Here is an 18,218-nt window from a genome sequence, read left to right as displayed (position 1 = left end):
CGGGACACTGGTCGCAGGAACCAGACGAACGGACAAACAGCATGGAACACCGCACACTCGGACGTACGGGACGCCAGGTCGGCGTCGTGGGCCTCGGCGCCTGGCAGCTCGGCGCCGACTGGGGCGAGGTGAGCGAGGACGAGGCGGTCGCCACCCTGGAGGCGGCCGTGGCAGCGGGCGTCACGTTCGTCGACACCGCCGACGTCTACGGCGACGGCCGCAGCGAGCAGATCGTCGGCCGCTTCGCCAAGGCGCATCCCGGGCTCACCGTGGCCACCAAGATGGGCCGCCGGATGGCGCAGGTGCCGGCCAACTACGTGATGGACAACTTCCGCGCCTGGAACGAGCGCTCCCGCCGCAACCTCGGCGTGGACACCCTCGACCTGGTCCAGCTCCACTGCCCGCCCACCCCGGTGTACTCCTCCGACGCGGTCTTCGACGCCCTGGACACGCTGGTCGCCGAGCAGAAGATCGCGGCGTACGGCGTCAGCGTGGAGACCTGCGAGGAGGCGCTGACCGCCATCGCCCGGCCCGGCGTGGCGACCGTGCAGATCATCCTCAACGCGTTCCGGCTCAAGCCGCTGGAGCGGGTCCTGCCCGCCGCCCGCGCGGCCGGGGTGGGCGTCATCGCCCGCGTCCCGCTGGCCAGCGGCCTGCTGTCGGGCCGCTACGACGAGCACACCATGTTCGCCCCCGACGACCACCGCACCTACAACCGGCACGGCGAGTCGTTCGACGTCGGCGAGACCTTCTCCGGCGTGGACTTCGGCACCGGCCTGGAGGCGGTGCGGCGGCTGGCCGGGCTGGTGCCCGAGGGGGCGTCCATGGCCCAGTTCGCGCTGCGCTGGATCCTCGACCAGCCCGGCGTCTCGGTCGTCATCCCCGGTGCGCGCAACCCGGGCCAGGCACGGTCCAACGCGGCCGCGGCCGACCTGGACCCGCTCCCGGAGAAGACGCTGGAGGCCGTGCGGGCCGTCTACGACGAGCTGATCCGGCCGCAGGTTCACGACCGGTGGTGAACCGTTGACGGTACGGCTTCCCGGGTTCTAATGTTTAGGAAACTTTCCTAAGCAATTCTCGCCGCGCGCACACCTTCGAGGAGCCCCGCATGAACGCGAGAAGACGGACCGCCGGCTGCGCCGCCCTCGCCACGGGCCTGGTCCTGCTGGGCGCCCCGGCCGCCGCCGCCGCGCCCACCGGCTGCACGTACCAGCTCAACCAGGCCGAACGCTGGGCCACCAGCTACTGCCCGAGCGGCACCGGCGAGCACCGCATCCACGTGATCCAGCGCCACTTCCTGCCGGAGGTCGGCCTGATCCCGATCGAGGGCCCGTGGGTGCCGGCCGGGCAGACCTCCTACACCGGGATCACACCGCACACCACGGTGAGCGTCTGGGTGGACACCCGCGGATGAACACCAACGGATACGGCGGTTTCTGTCCGCACGCGACCATGAACGCCAACGGCTACGGCGGCTTCACCGCCCGCTGACGCGCGGCTTCACCCGCTTACGCGCGGCTTCCCTGCCCGCTTTCGCGCGGCTTCCCTGCCCGCTTTCGCGCGGCTTCACCGCCCGGCGGCACGGGAGCTTCGACGTCCGCCTCAGGGGTGGCTCGCGTCAGGGGTGGCTCGCGTCAGCGCCCGCGGCCCCTTCGCCTGCCGTACGTCAGGTAGGCGATGGGCCCGAACGGCTGCACGAAGATGCCCAGCCACCAGACGCCCTTCCAGCCGTGGATCTCCCGCTGCGGCCGGCGCCACAGATCCACGGCGGCGGCCCCGGTGAGCACCAGCTCCGCCGAACCGAGCCCGAGCAGCACCGCCCGCCGAACCGAGCCCGAGCAGCACCGCCCGCCGCCGACCCGACATGTCACTCCATCGCACGGCCGAACACCCCGATCGACCTCTCTGACGCATGATCGAACACCCCGATCGACCTCTCTGACGCATGGCCGAACACTCCGATCGACCTCTCCATCGCACGGCCGAGCACCCGGATCGACCCCTTTGTCGCATGGGGCCGGGCTTTCCGATCGACCTCTTTGAGGACAATCGCGTACTTCCGTCGTCTACCCCACCCGTCGCCTCCCGGCAAGCCCCCTTCGCCCCGGCCGGCCCTCACCGCCGGATCGCGAGCTCGTAGGAGTAGCGGTCGCCCCGGTAGATCGACTTGGCCGCCTCGACCGCCCTTCCCCGCTGGTCGTAGGCCACCCGTTCGACCAGCAACGCCGGCGCCAGCGGCGCCGCCTCCAGCAGCTCCGCCTCCTCCGGCTCCAGCACCGTGGCCCTGATCGACTGCTCGGCCCGCTCCAGCCTGATCCGGTACGCCTCCGCCAGCACCTCGTACAGCGACCCGCCGAGCGGCCGGTCGAGCAGTCCGGGCACGAACGCGGCCGGCACGTGGGCACGCTCCAGGCACATCGGCGAACCGTTGGCCGTACGCACCCGGCACAGCCGCACGACCGCGTCCGCCGGGCTGATGCCGAGCGCCTGCCCCACCCGCGCCCCCGCGGGCAGCTCGGCCGCCTCCAGCAGCCGCGACCCCGGCTCCAGCCCCCGCCCCCGCATGTCCTCGCTGAACGACGTCAGCTCGATCGTCTTGGCGATGCTCCGGTGAGCGACGAACGTCCCCGCCCCCTGGACGCGGTAGACCCGCTGGCCGGTCTCCAGCCGGTCGACCGCGCGCCGGACGGTCAGCCTGCTGACCCCGAACTCCTCGGCGAGATCGCGCTCGGCGGGCAGCCGTTCGCCCGGCTTCAGCTCGGTCTCGATGAGCGTGAGCAGATGGTCTGTGAGCCGGCCGATCTTCGTCACGGGTGGTCGTCCTCGGTCAGGGGGTGCTCTTGACGCTCCGATCGTAATTGGGCTATACCAATCAGGCAAGTGAGGTGGGTTTCTGCCTTTATGCCGGAAGATTGGGCTGTACCAAATGGATGTGGTGACCGCGATCGAAGGCGGCCTGGTCGTGAGCTGCCAGGCCCCCGAGGGCCACCCCCTCCGCGACCCGCACACCATCGCGCTCCTCGCCCGCTGCGCCGAACTCGGCGGCGCGGCCGGCCTGCGTGTGAACGGCCCCGAGGACGTCCGCGCGGTCAAGGCCGTCACGGACCTCCCGCTGATCGGCCTGGCCAAGGTCCCCCGCCCGCACGCCCGCCCCCTGATCACCCCTACCTTCGCCCTGTGCGAATCCCTGGTACGAGCCGGCGCCGACATAGTGGCCCTGGAGGTGACGGCGGAGGCCGAACCGGAAGCGGGCGACCTGCCGTCCCTGGTCGAACGGGTGTGGAGGGAGCTGGGCGTGCCCGTCATGGCGGACGTCTCGACAGCGGAGGAAGGACTGCTGGCCTGGAACCGAGGCGCAGCCCTGATCTCCACCACCCTCGCCGGCTACACCCCCTACACCGCCCCCGCCCCGCCCGCCGCCCCCACCTCCCGCCCTGGGACGGGGTCCGCTCCTCGGCCGGGGCTCCCCCATGAGCCCGACCTCGACCTGGTCGGAGAACTCGCCGCCCTCGGGGTCCGTACGGTCGCCGAGGGCCGGCTCCGCACCGACGCCCACGTGGCGGACGCGTTCGCCCGCGGCGCCTGGTCGGTCGTGATCGGCGCCGCCATCACCGACCCCCTCGCCCTCACCCGCCACCTCACCGCAGCCACCCCCCGGGCAAGCCGATGACCCCCACCCCACCCTGCGCTCACCCTCACCACACCGGCGACCCCATGCCCACCTCAGCACGCCCCCCAGCCGCCGCCCGCGCCACCTCCCCGAACAGCACCCCGCAAGTCCCCGCAGCCGAACACCCGACCCCGAACACCACCGGCCCACTCCCCGTAGCCGAACACCCCCACCCCAACAGCACCGCCCCACTCCCCGCAGACAGCACTCCAGCCGAACACCCGCGCCCGAACAGCACCACGCCACTCCCTCCAGCCGAACAGCCGCACCCGAAGATCGACGCGCCACCCCCCGCGGACAGCACGTCAGCCGAACACCCCCACCCGAGCAGCACCGCGGCACCCCTCCCAGGCAGCACCCCGGCGGTACACACCCACCTGAACAGCGCCCCCACCGTGCGACGCCACACCACCAGCGCCCCCACCGTGCGACGCCGCACGAACGGCATCCCCGTCGTGCTCGGCGTCGACATCGGCGGCACCAAGACCGCCGCCGCCCTGATCCCTGCCTCGGCCACCGGGGGCGAGACGGAGATCCACCTCCCCGCCCGCGTCCCCACACCCGCCGGAGGTGGCGCCGCAGCGGTGCTGGCCGCCGCGCTGGAACTGGCCGAAGACCGGCTCACCCAGGCACGCGCCGCCGGAATGGACGTCATCGCCTGCGGAGTCGGCAGCGCCGGGACGATCGACGACAACGGCGTGGTCACGCACGCCACCGACGCCCTGCCCGGCTGGCGGGGCACCGACCTGGCCACTGCCTTCACCCAACGGCTCGGCCTGCCCGTCACCGTGCTCAACGACGTCCACGCCTGGGCGCTCGGCGAGGCCCGGTACGGCGCGGCCCGGGGCAGCCGCCTGGCCCTGGTCCTCACGATCGGCACCGGCGTCGGCGGCGCCCTCGTACGGGACGGCGAACTCCTGCGTGGCCGCAACGGCATGGCGGGCTCCCTCGGCCACACCCCGGCCGTCCTGCCCCCGGACGCCGACGCCGACCGCCCGTGCCCCTGCGGCGCGACGGGCCACCTGGAGGCGTACGCGTCGGGCCCCGCGATCCTGTCGGCCTACCACGCCCGCGGCGGCACCGCCCCCGACCTCAAATCCCTCCCCCTGGCCCGACACAACACCAGGTCCCCCGCCCTACGACACCCGGCCGAAACCACCGATCCGCGGAACCCCCTCGGGATCGGGCAGCAGGCTGGGTCGGAGACCGTCGACGACCTGGCCCGCGAGGTGATCCGTGAGGCCGCCGTCATCCTCGGCCGTTCGATCGCCTCCGCCGCCACCCTCCTGGACCCGGACGTGATCGTCCTGGGCGGCGGCGTCACCGGCCTCGGCGAGCTCCTGACCGTCCCCCTGATCGAGACGATCCGCCGGTACACCCCCCGCGGCCTGGACTCCGTCCCCGTCCGGTTCTCGACCCTGGGCGCACACGGAGCCGTGCTGGGCGCGGCCTCGGCCGCCATGCCCTGACCGCGGGGCAGCACGTACCGGCCGACGGGCGTCAGCCGCGAGGCGGGAGGTGCAGCCAGATGTCGGGCGGCCCCAGCACGGGCCGGGCGTCGGTGAGCCGCAGCCCCGTGTACGCGCAGCAGTACGCCACGCCCTCCCCCTGGTAGAGGAAGGCGTTCAGCACCTCGCCGGCCGAGCTGTCCGGCGACACCCAGCCGCCGCCCGGAAAAGCGTCCCACTCCTCGACGACACCGTCCCGCGAGCTGCAGCCCTGGTTGCCGCCCTTCGGATCGGCGTACATCGCGTAGCAGACCGTCCCGGCCGAGAGGCGGTTGAGAACGTCGGCGCCGGCCACCTCGGCACCCCGGCGCCGGCTGAGCACGCATCCGCCCGGCACGTCGGTGGCTCCCACCAGGCCGTTCCCCTCGCCCGGGTACGGCCCGTCGAGGACCCCGTCGATCCCGGCTCCCTCGGCCACCGTCGCCCCGAGCCGTCGTGCGGCCTCCGCCGCGGTGACGCCCGCAACGCACACCAGCCCCAGCCCGTCGTAGTCGAAGTCGCCCAGGGCCTCGATGAGCCGCTCGGCCTCCACGACGGCGGCGTTCTCCGCCTCCGACAACGTGGGCTTGTCGCGCGGGAAGGGGAAGAACAGCCCCGGGTTGGGACCGGCCAGGCTGAGCCGCCCGGGCGACCAGCCGCCCGTCATCGGCCGCCACGGATCGGCCCCGGCGGCGACCAGGGCGAGCGCGTTGTCCCTCTGATGGGCGAACACGGCCCGCCAGAGCGCGCTGTGCCCTTCGTACGCGGCGTCGACGTCGCCGACCCGGCGGGCCAGCTCGGCGACCACTTCGGGCGAGCCGTACTCGGCCGCGAGGTGGAGGGGCGGCCCCTCGTGCCACAGGTCGGCATGCGGATCGGCGCCGGAGTCGAGGCGGGCGCGGATCTCGCTCAGATCGGACCAGTCATCCCAGCTCAAGCCCACCCATCCGGCTTCCTTGGCGACAACCACGACACTCCCCCAGAGGCAGGCAGCTTATCGAACACCAGTACGAGCATATCGTGGCTCCGGCGCCGGACCGTCCCTGACAACCCACCCGGCCCCGCCCGCGCAACCGTCCGCGCGGGGCAGGCCGAGGAGGGCCGCACAAGCCTCTGACCTTGGACGTCGGCCACTCCGAGCGGGGGCCGGCGACCAGTCAAACCCTAAGCGCAGCGTCGCCACACCTCGACCAGGAGTGACATAACCGTGCCCTTCCGGCGGTACACCCCTGTCTCCGTCGGCGCGTCTCCTCACGTCCGGACCATCCGTCCCTGGAGTCACGCCATGCTTACGAACGCGAGCACGACCAGGATCGTCACCGCCACGGCCGCCCTGCTGCCCCTCACCCTTGCCCTGAGCACGCCGGCCGACGCGGCCGCCGTCCCCAAGGGCACGGTCGCGGCCCGGGTCGTCAAGATCGTGGACGGCGACACCATCGACGTCGTGCGCGGCACCACGAAGATCCGCGTGCAGCTGCTCGGCGTCGACACTCCCGAGCGCGGGCGGTGCTGGTCCAGGGCGGCCACCGCCCGTACGGCGGCGCTCCTGCCGCCCGGGACGACGGCCCACCTGCTCACCGCCAGGACCCCGGGCCACCCGCCCTCGCACGTGTGGAACGCCAAGGGCGTGCACGTCAACCGCAACCTGATCCGCTACGGCTACGGCAAGGCCGTCCCGTTCAAGCCGGACGACGGGTACCAGAGCCTCTTCCGCGCGGAGCAGGCGAAGGCCAAGGCGGAGAAGTTGCGGATCTGGTCCGGCAGGTGCGACACGTCCACCTCCACGCCGACCCCGTCCCCGAAGCCGACCCCGTCCCCCACGCCGACCCCGCCCGCCGGCACCGACCCACGCTTCCGCACCTGCGCCGAGGCGAACGCCGCCGGCTACGGCCCGTACCGCCGCGGCATCGACCCCGAGTACGCCTGGTACCAGGACCGCGACGGCGACGGCGTCGTCTGCGAACGCTGACCCGCGCGAGCCCGCCGACCCTCCTGCCCGAACGTCCCGCCTGAACGCCCGGCCGACCGGCCGGGACACAGACGGGGCGGCACGGGCGCCGGGTCAGCGAGCAGAACGTGCCAGGATCGCCGCCTCGACGCGCAGACCGACCCCGACCAGCGCGACGACGAGCAGGAACGCCAGCCAGGGCAGCGGCGGGCTCGACCACTGCAGCAGCACGAACGCGGCCGAGGCCAGCCCCGCCGCGATGCCGGTCGTCCCGAGCACCCGAAGGATCACGACGGTCTCGCGCTCATCGGTGGCGGGGCGGCCCCGCGGCCCTGGTTCACTCACAAAGGCGAGTTTCCCAAACCCCACCGCGTCCCGAAAGAACCTGACAGGACTCCGACGAGCACTTCACGCATGGACACAGCACCACCCTCGCCATAGATGACAAATTCGGGCTAACATCGCCGCATGGCGATTGATCCTGAAGGTGGCCGTTGTGTCAGTGCCGACATCGCCGCCGGCATCTCCCCCGCGGCCGCGCTGTTCCACTCCCTGGCCGACGAGACCCGGCTGCGCATCGTCCAGCGCCTGGCCCGCGGCGAGGCCCGCGTGGTGGACCTGACCACCCAGCTCGGCCTGGCCCAGTCCACGGTGTCCAAGCATCTGGCCTGCCTGCGCGACTGCGGCCTGATCGACTACCGCGCCGAAGGCCGCCAGTCGTTCTACTCCCTGACCCGGCCCGAGCTGATGGACGTGCTCGCCGCCGCCGAGCAGCTGCTGGCCGCCACCGGCCACGCCGTGACGCTGCGTCCCGGCCCCGTCGAGGTCACAGAGGAGCCGGTGTCGTGACCGCCGCGCACCTCACCACCCCGGCGCGCCGGACGGTCCTGCGGCGCCGCATCCGCCTGCTGGTCGCGGCCACCATCACCTACAACGTGATCGAGGCGGTGGCGGCCATCACCGCCGGCACCCTGGCCTCCTCCGCCGCGCTGGTCGGGTTCGGCCTGGACTCGGTGGTGGAGGTCGCCTCGGCCGCCGCGGTGGCCTGGCAGTTCTCCGCGGCCGACCATGAAAGGCGGGAGAGGACGGCACTGCGCGTCATCGCGGTCTCCTTCTTCGCGCTGGCCGCCTACGTCACCTTCGACGCCGTCCGCACGCTGCTGGGGGTGGGCGAGGCCGAGCATTCGACGCCCGGCCTGATCCTGGCCGCGTTGTCACTCGTGATCATGCCGTTCCTGTCCCACGCGCAGCGCCGTGCCGGACGTGAGCTCGGCTCCGCCTCCGCGGTGGCCGACTCCAAGCAGACCCTGCTGTGCACCTACCTGTCCGGCGTGCTGCTGGTGGGGCTGGCGCTCAACAGCCTGTTCGGCTGGTCCTGGGCCGACCCGGTCGCCGCGCTGGTGATCGCGGCGGTCGCGGTCAAGGAAGGCTGCGAAGCCTGGCGCGGCGACGCCTGCTGCGCCGTCCCGGCCGGCCCGCTGGAGCCGGCGGACGGACGTGCCCCCGGCTGCTCCTGCTGCTCCGCGCCCGGAGAATGACGGGCCGCGCATCCCTGGGGAGAGGTGAGGAGCGTGAACACCGTCCTGGTCGTGGTCGTCATGGTGGCGGCGACGTTCGCCACCGCGACGCTGTCGGCGGTGGCCGGGTTCGGCGGCGGGGTGCTGCTGCTGCCGGTGTTCGTCGCGGTCCTGGGCACCCGGGACGCCGTCGCCGTGCTGACCGTCGCGCAGCTCGCCGGCAACGGCAGCCGGGTGTGGTTCAACCGGGACGAGGTCGACCGCCGTCTGGTGGGCGTCTTCGCGGCCGGGGCGGTTCCGGCCGCCGCGGCCGGCGCGCTGGTGTTCGCCGCCGCCCCGCTGGCCGCGCTGACCCGGGTCATCGGGGTGTTCCTGCTGGTCATGGTGGTCTGGCGACGCAGGCGGCCGCATGGCGTCCGGCTGGACGACGCGGCGTTCGCGGCCGTCGGAGCCGTGTCCGGGTTCGGTTCGGCGCTGGTCGGCTCGATGGGGCCGATGGTCGCGCCGTTCTTCCTGGCCCGCGGCCTGCTGCGCGGCGCCTACATCGGCACGGAGGCCGCGGCGGCGGTGGTGATGCACCTGACCAAGCTGGTCGTCTTCGGCGCGGCCGCGGTGCTCACCACGTCCGGCGTCGCCACCGGGCTGGCCCTGGCGCCGGCGAGCGCGGCGGGGGCCTGGGCGGGCAAGAAGATCGTCGACCGGCTGCCCGCCGGCGCGTTCGTGGTGGTGGTCGAGGTGGGGCTGGTCGCGTCGGGGCTGGTGCTCGTCGTCACCGGAGGGTGAGGATCCGGCCGCCTGGACGACCTCGGCCCCGTACTCTCACGCCCCGCGCAGCCGGGCCGCCTGGCGGGTGAGGTGGTCACGTTCGGGGAGGGTGGGGGCTGATCGGGCGGCCTCGGCGTAGAGCCGGGCCGCGGTGGCCGGGTCGCCCGCACGTTCGTGCAGGTAGGCCGCGACGGCGGCGTGGCGGGGCAGGGACGGGTCGAGCTCGGCCAGGGCGGCCAGACCGGCCCGCGGGCCGTCGGCCTCGCCGACGGCGACGGCCCGGTTGAGACGGGCCACCGGGCTACCGGTCAGGCGCACCAGCTCGTCGTACCACTCGACGATCTGCGGCCAGTCGGTCTCCCCGGCCGTCGGGGCGTCGGCGTGCAGCGCGGCGATGGCGGCCTGGGCCTGGAACTCGCCCAGCCGGTCGCGGGCGAGGGCCGCCTGGAGCACGTCGACGCCCTCGGCGATCAGGCGGGTGTCCCACAGGCCGCGGTCCTGCTCGGCGAGGGGCACGAGGCTCCCGTCGGGAGCGGTGCGGGCCGGCCGCCGGGCGTGGTGCAGCAGCATGAGCGCGAGCAGGCCGGCGACCTCCTCGTGCCTGATCTTCGCCGCGAGCAGCCGGGTGAGCCGGATCGCCTCGGCGGCGAGGTCGACGTCGCCGGAGTAGCCCTCGTTGAAGACCAGGTAGAGCACGCGCAGCACGGTGGCGACGTCGCCGGGCTGGTTGAACCGCACGCCGGAGACGGTGCGCTTGGCCCGGCTGATCCGCTGGGCCATGGTCGCCTCCGGCACCAGGTACGCCTGCGCGATCTGGCGCGTGGTCAGCCCGCCGACCGCGCGCAGCGTGAGCGCGACGGCCGAGGCCGGCGTCAGGGACGGGTGCGCGCACAGGAAGTACAGCTGGAGCGTGTCGTCCACCGCCTCACCGGGGCCCGGCGGGGGCTCGCTGTCGACGCGGGTCTCGCGGTGCCGCCGGGAGGCGTCGGCACGGGCGGCGTCGAGGAACTTGCGCCAGGCCACGGTGACCAGCCAGCCCTTGGGGTCGCGGGGCGGGTCGTCCGGCCACACGCGCACGGCCTCGGTCAGGGCGTCCTGGACGGCGTCCTCGGCCGCCGCGAAGTCCGCGCCGCGCCGGACGACGACGCCGATCACCGCGGGCACCAGCTCCCGCAGCAGCGACTCGTCCACCCGTCCATCAGGTGCGGCCTGGTCAGGGAACGACTCGTTCACTCGGCCACCAGGTGGGTCCCGGTCAGGAACGGCCGCACCTCCAGCCATTCGTGGATCGGCTCGCCGCCCGCGCCCGGAGCCGCGGACAGCTCGCCGGCCAGGAGCAGCGCCCGTTCGTAGCTCGCGACGTCGATCACCATCCAGCCGGCGATCAGGTCCTTGGTCTCGGCGAACGGGCCGTCGGTGACCGGCGGCCGCCCCTCGCCGTCGTAGCGGACGAACGTGCCCTCGGGCGAGAGCCCCTGACTGTCGACGAACTCACCGCTCTCCTGCAGCCGGGCGGCGAAGTCCCGCATGTACTGGACGTGGGCCGCGACCTCCTCCGGCGTCCACTGGCCCATCGGCACGTCGTTGACCGCCGCCGGCGCGCCCCGGTAGTGCTTGAGCAGCAGGTATTTGGCCATCAGGTTCTCCTTCGAACTGTCCGGCCCAGTCTGGCCGGGTTCCGCCCCCGGACAAAACTCGGTTGACGTTGACGCCGCGTCAACTTCTAGCATCGGGGCCATGGCGATCACCGTTCTTGACACCTGCTCCGCCATGCGGCGGATCCTGCAGGCCCCGATGGCGGACCGGGCCGGCCTGCTGCGTTCGATGCTGGAGCCCAACGCCGGCATGTACCGCTACTACCCGGGCGAGATCGATCTGGTGTCCGTGCATCACCAGACGTCCGGGTTCCCCATCGACCGTGACGAGGAGCGTTGTCTCGACGCGCTGGACACCCTGGAGGCGGCCGGCGCCTGGGAGCGGATGCAGCGCGCGCTCGACGACGCTCTCGCCGTGCTGCTGGAGGCGACGCCCGGGCTGAAGGCTCCGGACATCACCGTGCTGTTCGTGCTCGGCGACCCGGCTGACCAGCATTTCATGGGGCCCTGCCTGGGACTGACCGGGTTCGGCGGCATCTCGGGCAACATCGCCATCACGTTCTGGCCCTTCCCCGAGAACGTGGAGCGGCTGGAGGCCACCGCCGTGCACGAGCTCCACCACAACCTGAGGTTCAGCCCCGGCGGGGTCGTGTGGAACCCGGCGACCGTCACGGTCGGCGAGCACGTCGTCTCCGAGGGCCTGGCCGACGCCTTCGCCCGCCAGCTCTACGGCGACGAGCTCGGCCACACCCGCATCGGCGTGCCGCACCTGCACGACGACGCGGTCTTCGACAAGGTGCTCACCGGCCTCGACGTCACGGGCATGGAGAACTTCACCGCCTGGGTGCACGGCGACCCCGGCGCCGAGCACCTCGGCGTCACCCCGGTGGGCCTGCCGATGGGCGCCGGGTACGCCGCGGGCAACCGGCTGGTCGACGCCTACCTGGCGGCGACCGGCCGGACGGCGGCGCAGGCCCTGCACGCCGACAGCGCGGAGATCATCGCGACCGCGCTCCGCCGCGGGTGACACCGGAACGATGGAGTGGACGATCCAGGAGCTGGCGGCCAGGGCCGGCGTCAGCAGCCGCACCCTGCGGCACTACGACAGCGTCGGGCTCCTGGTCCCGTCCCGGGTGGGCGCGAGCGGCCACCGCCATTACGACTCCGCCGCGGTCCTGCGGCTGCAGCGGATCCTGCTGCTGCGCCGGCTCGGCATGGGCCTGCCGGCCATCGCCGAGGTGCTGGCCGAGGAGGTGGACGCGGCCGACGGGCTGCGGGCCCACATCGCCGCGCTGGAGGAGGAGCGCGACCGCATCGACCGGCAGGTCAGCTCCGTGCGTCACGCGCTGGACGCCCTGCTGGCGGGGGCGGAACCGCGGATGGACGTCATGCTGGCCGGCTTCAACGACCACTACAGGGACGACGTGATCGCACGCTGGGGCGAGCGCGCGTTCCAGGTGAGCAACGACTGGTGGCACGGCAAGACGCTCGACCAGCAGCGGGCCTGGAAGCGGGCGGCCGAGGACCTGGTCGCCGCGTGGGTCGCCGCGGTGCAGGCCGGGGTCTCGCCGACGTCCGAGCGCGCCCAGTCGCTGGCAGCCCAGCACGTGCGGTGGCTGGGCCAGATCCCGGGCACGCCCACGGCCGAGGGCGACCGGGAGCGCTCGATCGAGATGGTGAGCTGCCTCGGCGACATGTACGTCGACGACCCCCGCTTCGCCGCCATGTACGACGACGCCGCCGGGGCGAGGTTCGTCCGCGACGCGCTGCAGGCGTACGCGCGTACCCGGATGTAGGCGCGCGTAGCGGTCATCTCTCGCGTCCCGCGACGGTCGGAGGGATGATCGAGGGCATGCGGGTCTTGTCCCTGTGGCTGTTCGCGGCGTTCCTCATGGTCACGGCGTGCGGTGACGACGCCCCGAGGAACCCCGCGCTGCGGGCCGAACTGTTGAAGATGCTCAAGACGGACCAGGAATTACGCACTCCGGAGGCCAGTCAGGAGGACTGGGACCGGACCGAGAAGGCCAACACCGAGCGCATGCGGCAGATCCTCGACGCCTACGGCTGGCCGGGGTACGAACTGGTCGGCAAGGACGGCGCGCAGGCGGCGTGGGCGCTCGTCCAGCACGCCGACCGCGGCCTGGCCTTCCAGCGCCGGGGCCTGGAGATGATGCGGCGGGCGGTGGACGACGGCGACGCCGACCCGTCCGACCTGGCCTACCTGGTGGACCGGGTGCGGGTGGCGGAGAAGAAGCCCCAGGTGTACGGGACGCAGTGGGAGACCACCCCCGAGGGCGAATGGCGGCCCCGCACCCCGATCGAGGACGAGGCGCGGGTCGACGAACGGCGCGCGGAGGTGGGTCTCAAGCCGCTGAAGGACTACCTCAAGGAGCTCCGGTCACTGAAATGACGGCTCAGCGTCCTCAGAAGTAACGGGACGTCAGGTCCGTCGTGGGCCAGGAGGAGACGGTGACCTTGTTCATGTCGTCGTCGAGCGTGTCGAAGTCGAGCGACCCGGTCTCCTCCCTGCGGTTGAACACGACCGCGTAGCTGAAGCCGTTCTGCAGCCGGGCCAGGTAGGAGTACGTGCCGGGCATCGAGCCGTCGTGCCAGGTGTTGAGGTGGCCGGTGACCTGGCGCACCCACCAGCCGCCGCCGTACCAGGATCCGTACTGGTTGACGCCGATCTCCGGCTTGGCGACCAGCTTGGCGATCGAGGCCGAGCTCAGCACCGTGCCGGGCCTGTCGAAGGCGAGGGTCCAGCGGACCAGGTCGACGGCGGAGGCGAGCCAGCCGCCGTTGGCGTCCTGGTTGGGCATGTTGAAGCCGCCGTACTGGTAGGGGACGACGGTGCCGGAGGCGTCCACCACCGACTTGTTGGTGTACTGCGACTCGTAGGCGACCTCGCCGGGCGCGGCCTCGCTCCGCAGGCTGCGGCCGAGCCGCATGCGGGTGATGCCGAGCGGCTGGAGCAGCTTGGTCTTGACGTACGACTCGTACGACATCCCGGAGACCTTCTCGATCACGCGGCCGAGCAGCAGGTAGCCGTAGTTGCTGTAGACCATCTTGCTGCCGGGGTCGAAGTCGAGCCGCCGGGCGGTGGCGTACTTGACGATGTCGGCGTGGCTGATCGGCAGCGGCACGTCGAGCGCGGCCGAGATGGTGTGGTCCAGCCAGAGCTGGTCCTTGGAAACGCCGCGATCCCAGCCGCCGAGGTGCTGCATGAGGCGCAGCACGGTGACCTGGCCCATGCGCTCGTCGAGGGGGGTGAGCCCGAGGAGCTGGGTGACCTTGGCCGACAGGCTGAGCTTGCCGTCCTGCACCAGCCGCATGATCGCGGCGGAGGTGATGTTCTTGCTCAGGCTGGCGATCCGGAACAACGACGTCGGCGAGACCGCGGGCAGCGCCCTGGAGAAGTCGTTGTAGCGGTAGCCCCGGGCCAGCACGATCTTGCCGCTCTTCATGATGGCGAGCTGCGCGGCGGTGATCTGCCGGTCCAGCACGAACTTCTTCACCAGGTTGTCGAAACCGGCCAGCGAGGCGGGCGCGACGCCCGACATCTCGACCCCGGGCAGCTCGGGCCGCGCGGCCCGAGCCGCCTGGGCCGCCGTTGCGGGTGCGAGGATCGCGGCCGGAACCGCGATCGCGCCGGTTTTGAGAAGATTTCGCCGGGACAGCAGCGTCACGTCAGGGCCCCCAAGTCACATCCGTACCATTAGGGCCCGTATCTTACGGACTTTTCAGTCATCCTTGACAAGGATCTGCCAGATCACGCCCGGCCGCAGCCCGACGACCTCGCCGCCGGGCCGGAGCGCCGAGTGGGGCTAGACCCGGGTCATCGTGGACTGGTAGCCGCCGCCGGGCCACTCCCAGGCGCCGGCGTTGGTGTTGCCGTCCTCGCTGAACTTGCCGACGAAGCGGGCGGGCGAGCCCTGGTCGCCGTACCAGATGGTCAGCGTGTCGTCGCTGACCTCCCAGGTGTACTTGAGGATCTCGGCGGACTGGCCGAACAGGTGCGACTTGAGGGTCTTGCTCTCCTCGTCGTAGCCGATGTACTCCACGGCCTTGGTGTCGGCCAGGTCGACGTGCTGGACCAGGAAGTTGCCGCCCTCCAGCCATTCGAAGCGCACGGTGCCGGCGTCGGTCGCCTTGCCGTCCTCGACGTTGCTGACCCGCCAGGTGCCGATGAGGACGTCGAGCTGCCGGAGCGCGGGATTGGGGGATTTATCGGTCATGGTGGTTTCCCTCCGTTTCAGGGTGACAGTGCACGGCTTGGCGCGGCGGGACCAACGGCCCGATGCCGTCCGGCGAGGGCCGGTGATTTCGCGGCTGACCTGCGAGGACACCGATCGGCAGCACTCCGGTCGCGCGTCCAGCATCCCTTGGCGTCCAGCTGATTGTCCACTGAAAGAGCACGTTGAAAGAAGCCGCGACACGGGCGGCGTGCGATTCTCGGGAAGAATTGCTTTCGTGCGGGAATTGTCGCGCGGCAGCGAATAGGCTGGAGGATTTTCATGGATTCGCCGTCGGTCTTCCGCAGGCCGCCGGCCCGCATCCCCGGCGCCGCTCCCGCCCCTCCGGCCGCTCCCCCGCCCTCCGCCTGAGCAGACCGTCCGTGAGCAGACATTTCATGAGCAGGCCGTCCATCTCGACCCCAAGGAGACGCATGTGAGCCGCCGTGGCTGGGTGCTGTTCGCCCTGATGTCCGTGATCTGGGGCATCCCCTACCTCCTCATCAAGGTCGCGGTCGGCGGCGTGCCGGTGCCCGTGCTGGTCTTCGCGCGCACCGCGATCGGCGCCGCGCTGCTGCTGCCGCTGGCGATCCGCGGCGGGCAGCTGGCGATGGTCCGGCGGTACTGGCGGCCGGTCTTCGCGTTCGCCTGCCTGGAGATCCTGGCGCCCTGGTGGCTGCTGTCGGACGCCGAACGGCGGCTGACCAGCTCGACCAGCGGCCTGCTGATCGCCGCGGCGCCCATCCTCGGCGTGGCGCTGGCCCGCCTGAGCGGCGGCAGCGAACGGCTCGGCAGGGCCCGCTGGATCGGGCTGGTGATCGGCCTGGCCGGCGTCGCCGTGCTGGCCGGGCCGCACCTGGGCGGCGGGGACGCCTGGGCGATGGGCGAGGTGCTGCTGACCGCGCTCTGCTACTCGATCGCCCCGCTCGTCGCCGACCGGCACCTGCGGGACCTGCCCACCATCCCGCTGACGGCCGCCTGCCTCACCCTGGCCGCGCTGGTCTACACGCCCGCCGCGATCTGGACCTGGCCGTCCGCCATGCCGAGCTGGCAGGTGCTGGCGGCGCTGGGCGGCCTCGGCGTGGTCTGCACCGGGCTGGCGTTCGTGGTGTTCGTGGAGCTCATCAAGGAGGCCGGGCCGTCGCGGGCGCTGGTGTCGACGTACATGAACCCGGCGGTGGCCATCGTCGCCGGGGTGCTGATCCTGGACGAGCCGCTGACCGCCCTGATCGTCGTCTCGTTCGCGCTGATCCTGGGCGGCTGCGTGCTGGCCACCCGCGCCGAGGAGGAGCCGCCCGCCCCGGCGGCCGGCCCGCCGGAGCGGGCCGAGGAACTGGAAGTACGGTCCTGACCCGTTCCCGTGGTCGAGGCGTTGCAGGAAGCTGCCGGACGCGGGCAATTAGCTGACGCCCGCATTTCCCATTCCGCGGTCGCACATCGAACAAAATTATTGGTATCCGGCAACCAAGAAATCGATGGGTGACCTTCCGATGACCACAGAACTGCTCCGCGATTTCATCGCGCACGCCGAGAGAGAACCGTCCGCGCCGGCGCTGCGCACCAGGACGGAGAAAGTCAGCTACGCCGAACTAGCCGCCATGGCAGGACGGGCCCAGAAAGAACTGGACGCATTTCCGCCGGGCCCGGTCGCGGTGCTCGCCCGTAAGTCGCCGCAGGCGGTCGCGCTCGTGCTCGGCTGCCTGGCGGCCGGGCGTCCGCTGCTGCTGCCGCCGATCGACCTCGGCACGGTCGCGCTGGGGGAACTGTGCGCGCGGGCGGGCTGCGTCGAGGTGCTGGCCGCCACCCCCGAGGACGCCGCCGAGCACCCCGACGTGGTCACCGCCGTGATCGGCAGGCCCGACAGCGGGCACAGCGGCGGGCCCGCGGTCCCGAAGCCGGTGGCGGTCGCCGATCAGGACATCGCGTTCATGCTGACCACGTCGGGCTCGACCGGCACCCCGAAGATCGTCCCGCTGTCGGCGGGCGCGGTGGCGCGGTTCACCGCCTGGGCCGGCGACGCGTTCGGCCTCGGCCCCGGCGAGGTGGTGTTCAACTACGCGCCGCTCAACTTCGACCTGTGCCTGCTGGACGTGTGGGCCACGCTGCGGCACGGCGGATGCGTCGCCCTGGTCGACCCCGCGCTGGCCGCCAACCCGCGCTACGTCTGCGACTTCTTCGCCGCCTCGGAGGTCACCGTCGTCCAGGGCGTGCCCATGCTGTACCAGCTGCTGGAGGAGGGCGTCTTCCCCGGCGTGCGGCACGTCATCGTCACCGGCGACCACGCGCCGGTCCCGCTGCGCGCCGGCCTGCCGCGCAGGTTCCCGCGCGCCCGGCTGCACAACGTCTACGGGTGCACCGAGACCAACGACAGCTTCTGGCACGAGTTCGACGCCGCCGAGGCGGCCGGGCCCGCCCCGCTGCCGATCGGCCGCCCGCTGCCCGGCGTCGTCGTGGCCTTCGGCCCCGGCCTGGACCCCGTCCCGCCGGACGACGGCGGCACCGAGCTGCTGGTCTGGACGCCCTTCCAGACCGACGGGTACGTGACGCCGGACCCGGCCGCGGCGACCGGCAGGTTCGTGACCGGGCCGGACGGCCGCCGCTTCTTCCGCACCGGCGACCTGGTCCGCCGGGACGCCGCCGGCCGGCTGTTCCTCGTCGGCCGGGACGACTTCCAGCTCAAGGTGCGCGGCATCCGGGTCAACCTGGAGCAGATCGAGCGGGTGCTGCTGGAGCACGACGACGTCCTGGAGGCCGCCGTCGTCCCGGCCGTGGACGGGGCCGAGACCCGGCTCACCGCGTTCGTCCGCGGCACCGGGCCGGGGCGGCTGTCGGGGCTGCGCCTGCGTACGCACTGCGCGATGCGGCTGCCGCGGGCCGCGATCCCGTCCGCCATCAGGCTGGTCGAGCAGCCGTTCCCGCGCACCTCGACCGGAAAGGTGGACAGAAAGCGCATCGGCTGACACGCAAAAGCCTATTCCGGGCACGCGCATTCTCGGAGATGCGG

21 protein-coding genes are annotated in these 18,218 nt (G+C 72.4%); 13 read left to right on the top strand and 8 right to left on the bottom strand.

Annotated elements, in window-relative coordinates; translation table 11 throughout:
- Positions 1-41: 41 nt before the first annotated feature.
- Together ABT158_RS29760 and ABT158_RS29755 are read left to right on the top strand one after the other, a co-directional pair.
- Positions 42-1,019: an aldo/keto reductase gene (locus ABT158_RS29760; RefSeq protein WP_352358932.1), complete on the top strand. Its 978-nt coding sequence runs from the start codon at positions 42-44 to the stop codon at positions 1,017-1,019.
- Positions 1,020-1,108: 89 nt separating this feature from the next.
- Positions 1,109-1,414 (top strand): hypothetical protein, encoded by a 306-nt coding sequence (locus tag ABT158_RS29755; protein WP_352358930.1) that lies wholly within the window; start codon positions 1,109-1,111, stop codon positions 1,412-1,414.
- Positions 1,415-1,634: 220 nt separating this feature from the next.
- On the opposite strand, the gene ABT158_RS29750 is transcribed toward ABT158_RS29755, so the two are convergent.
- Positions 1,635-1,871, bottom strand: coding sequence for a PLDc N-terminal domain-containing protein (locus tag ABT158_RS29750; protein WP_352358928.1), 237 nt, complete (start codon positions 1,869-1,871; stop codon positions 1,635-1,637).
- A gap of 244 nt (positions 1,872-2,115) precedes the next feature.
- Positions 2,116-2,811, bottom strand: a complete 696-nt coding sequence (locus ABT158_RS29745; RefSeq protein WP_352358926.1) for a GntR family transcriptional regulator — start codon at positions 2,809-2,811, stop codon at positions 2,116-2,118.
- Between the two features lie 115 nt (positions 2,812-2,926).
- Here ABT158_RS29745 and ABT158_RS29740 point away from each other — a divergent pair, with 115 nt between their 5' ends.
- The gene (locus ABT158_RS29740; RefSeq protein ID WP_352358924.1) at positions 2,927-3,670 is read left to right on the top strand and encodes an N-acetylmannosamine-6-phosphate 2-epimerase; all 744 of its coding nucleotides are present in this window, start codon (positions 2,927-2,929) and stop codon (positions 3,668-3,670) included.
- A 395-nt stretch (positions 3,671-4,065) separates the two neighbouring features.
- Positions 4,066-5,139, top strand: a complete 1,074-nt coding sequence (locus ABT158_RS29735; RefSeq protein ID WP_352358922.1) for an ROK family protein — start codon at positions 4,066-4,068, stop codon at positions 5,137-5,139.
- Between the two features lie 31 nt (positions 5,140-5,170).
- Here the strand turns inward: ABT158_RS29735 and ABT158_RS29730 are convergent, their stop codons facing one another.
- A complete protein-coding gene (locus tag ABT158_RS29730) occupies positions 5,171-6,100 on the bottom strand; it encodes an ankyrin repeat domain-containing protein (protein ID WP_352359238.1) in 930 nt (309 codons plus the stop codon).
- 342 nt (positions 6,101-6,442) lie between these two features.
- Between ABT158_RS29730 and ABT158_RS29725 the strand changes: the two genes are divergently transcribed.
- Positions 6,443-7,126 carry a thermonuclease family protein gene (locus ABT158_RS29725; protein ID WP_352358920.1) on the top strand — a complete coding sequence of 228 codons (684 nt, stop codon included), beginning with the start codon at positions 6,443-6,445 and terminating at the stop codon, positions 7,124-7,126.
- A gap of 93 nt (positions 7,127-7,219) precedes the next feature.
- Here the strand turns inward: ABT158_RS29725 and ABT158_RS29720 are convergent, their stop codons facing one another.
- Positions 7,220-7,450, bottom strand: coding sequence for a hypothetical protein (locus ABT158_RS29720; RefSeq protein ID WP_352358918.1), 231 nt, complete (start codon positions 7,448-7,450; stop codon positions 7,220-7,222).
- 123 nt (positions 7,451-7,573) lie between these two features.
- Between ABT158_RS29720 and ABT158_RS29715 the strand changes: the two genes are divergently transcribed.
- The 3 genes from ABT158_RS29715 to ABT158_RS29705 are packed head-to-tail and all read left to right on the top strand — an operon-like array spanning position 7,574 to position 9,405.
- Positions 7,574-7,954 carry an ArsR/SmtB family transcription factor gene (locus ABT158_RS29715; RefSeq protein WP_352358916.1) on the top strand — a complete coding sequence of 127 codons (381 nt, stop codon included), beginning with the start codon at positions 7,574-7,576 and terminating at the stop codon, positions 7,952-7,954.
- The gene (locus ABT158_RS29710) at positions 7,951-8,643 is read left to right on the top strand and encodes a cation efflux transmembrane domain-containing protein (protein ID WP_352358914.1); all 693 of its coding nucleotides are present in this window, start codon (positions 7,951-7,953) and stop codon (positions 8,641-8,643) included. The genes ABT158_RS29715 and ABT158_RS29710 overlap by 4 nt, the downstream gene beginning before the upstream one ends.
- 33 nt (positions 8,644-8,676) lie before the next feature.
- Positions 8,677-9,405: a TSUP family transporter gene (locus tag ABT158_RS29705; RefSeq protein ID WP_352358912.1), complete on the top strand. Its 729-nt coding sequence runs from the start codon at positions 8,677-8,679 to the stop codon at positions 9,403-9,405.
- Between the two features lie 36 nt (positions 9,406-9,441).
- On the opposite strand, the gene ABT158_RS29700 is transcribed toward ABT158_RS29705, so the two are convergent.
- Positions 9,442-10,578, bottom strand: coding sequence for an RNA polymerase sigma factor (locus ABT158_RS29700; protein ID WP_352359236.1), 1,137 nt, complete (start codon positions 10,576-10,578; stop codon positions 9,442-9,444).
- A 38-nt stretch (positions 10,579-10,616) separates the two neighbouring features.
- Entirely contained in the window at positions 10,617-11,024 is a 408-nt protein-coding gene (locus tag ABT158_RS29695) for a YciI family protein (protein ID WP_352358910.1), read from the bottom strand.
- A gap of 100 nt (positions 11,025-11,124) precedes the next feature.
- Here ABT158_RS29695 and ABT158_RS29690 point away from each other — a divergent pair, with 100 nt between their 5' ends.
- The 3 genes from ABT158_RS29690 to ABT158_RS29680 are packed head-to-tail and all read left to right on the top strand — an operon-like array spanning position 11,125 to position 13,392.
- Positions 11,125-12,009, top strand: coding sequence for a DUF2268 domain-containing putative Zn-dependent protease (locus ABT158_RS29690; protein WP_352358908.1), 885 nt, complete (start codon positions 11,125-11,127; stop codon positions 12,007-12,009).
- A gap of 10 nt (positions 12,010-12,019) precedes the next feature.
- A complete protein-coding gene (locus ABT158_RS29685; protein ID WP_352358906.1) occupies positions 12,020-12,778 on the top strand; it encodes a MerR family transcriptional regulator in 759 nt (252 codons plus the stop codon).
- 56 nt (positions 12,779-12,834) lie between these two features.
- Positions 12,835-13,392: a DUF6624 domain-containing protein gene (locus ABT158_RS29680; RefSeq protein ID WP_352358904.1), complete on the top strand. Its 558-nt coding sequence runs from the start codon at positions 12,835-12,837 to the stop codon at positions 13,390-13,392.
- Positions 13,393-13,405: 13 nt separating this feature from the next.
- Here the strand turns inward: ABT158_RS29680 and ABT158_RS29675 are convergent, their stop codons facing one another.
- Both ABT158_RS29675 and ABT158_RS29670 read right to left on the bottom strand, forming a co-directional pair.
- Complete coding sequence (locus tag ABT158_RS29675; RefSeq protein WP_352358902.1) at positions 13,406-14,668, bottom strand: serine hydrolase domain-containing protein; 1,263 nt, start codon at positions 14,666-14,668, stop codon at positions 13,406-13,408.
- A gap of 138 nt (positions 14,669-14,806) precedes the next feature.
- Positions 14,807-15,217, bottom strand: coding sequence for a hypothetical protein (locus ABT158_RS29670; RefSeq protein ID WP_352358900.1), 411 nt, complete (start codon positions 15,215-15,217; stop codon positions 14,807-14,809).
- A gap of 433 nt (positions 15,218-15,650) precedes the next feature.
- Here ABT158_RS29670 and ABT158_RS29665 point away from each other — a divergent pair, with 433 nt between their 5' ends.
- Positions 15,651-16,565 (top strand): DMT family transporter, encoded by a 915-nt coding sequence (locus ABT158_RS29665; protein WP_352358898.1) that lies wholly within the window; start codon positions 15,651-15,653, stop codon positions 16,563-16,565.
- A 139-nt stretch (positions 16,566-16,704) separates the two neighbouring features.
- Positions 16,705-18,174 carry an AMP-binding protein gene (locus tag ABT158_RS29660; protein ID WP_352358896.1) on the top strand — a complete coding sequence of 490 codons (1,470 nt, stop codon included), beginning with the start codon at positions 16,705-16,707 and terminating at the stop codon, positions 18,172-18,174.
- Positions 18,175-18,218: the final 44 nt, after the last annotated feature.

Origin of the sequence: Nonomuraea sp. NPDC001636 (assembly GCF_040298265.1) — a bacterium.
Lineage (GTDB): Bacteria > Actinomycetota > Actinomycetes > Streptosporangiales > Streptosporangiaceae > Nonomuraea.
The sequence above is the reverse complement of the archived record's forward strand: the minus strand, read 5'-3'. Positions and strand labels throughout refer to the sequence as shown.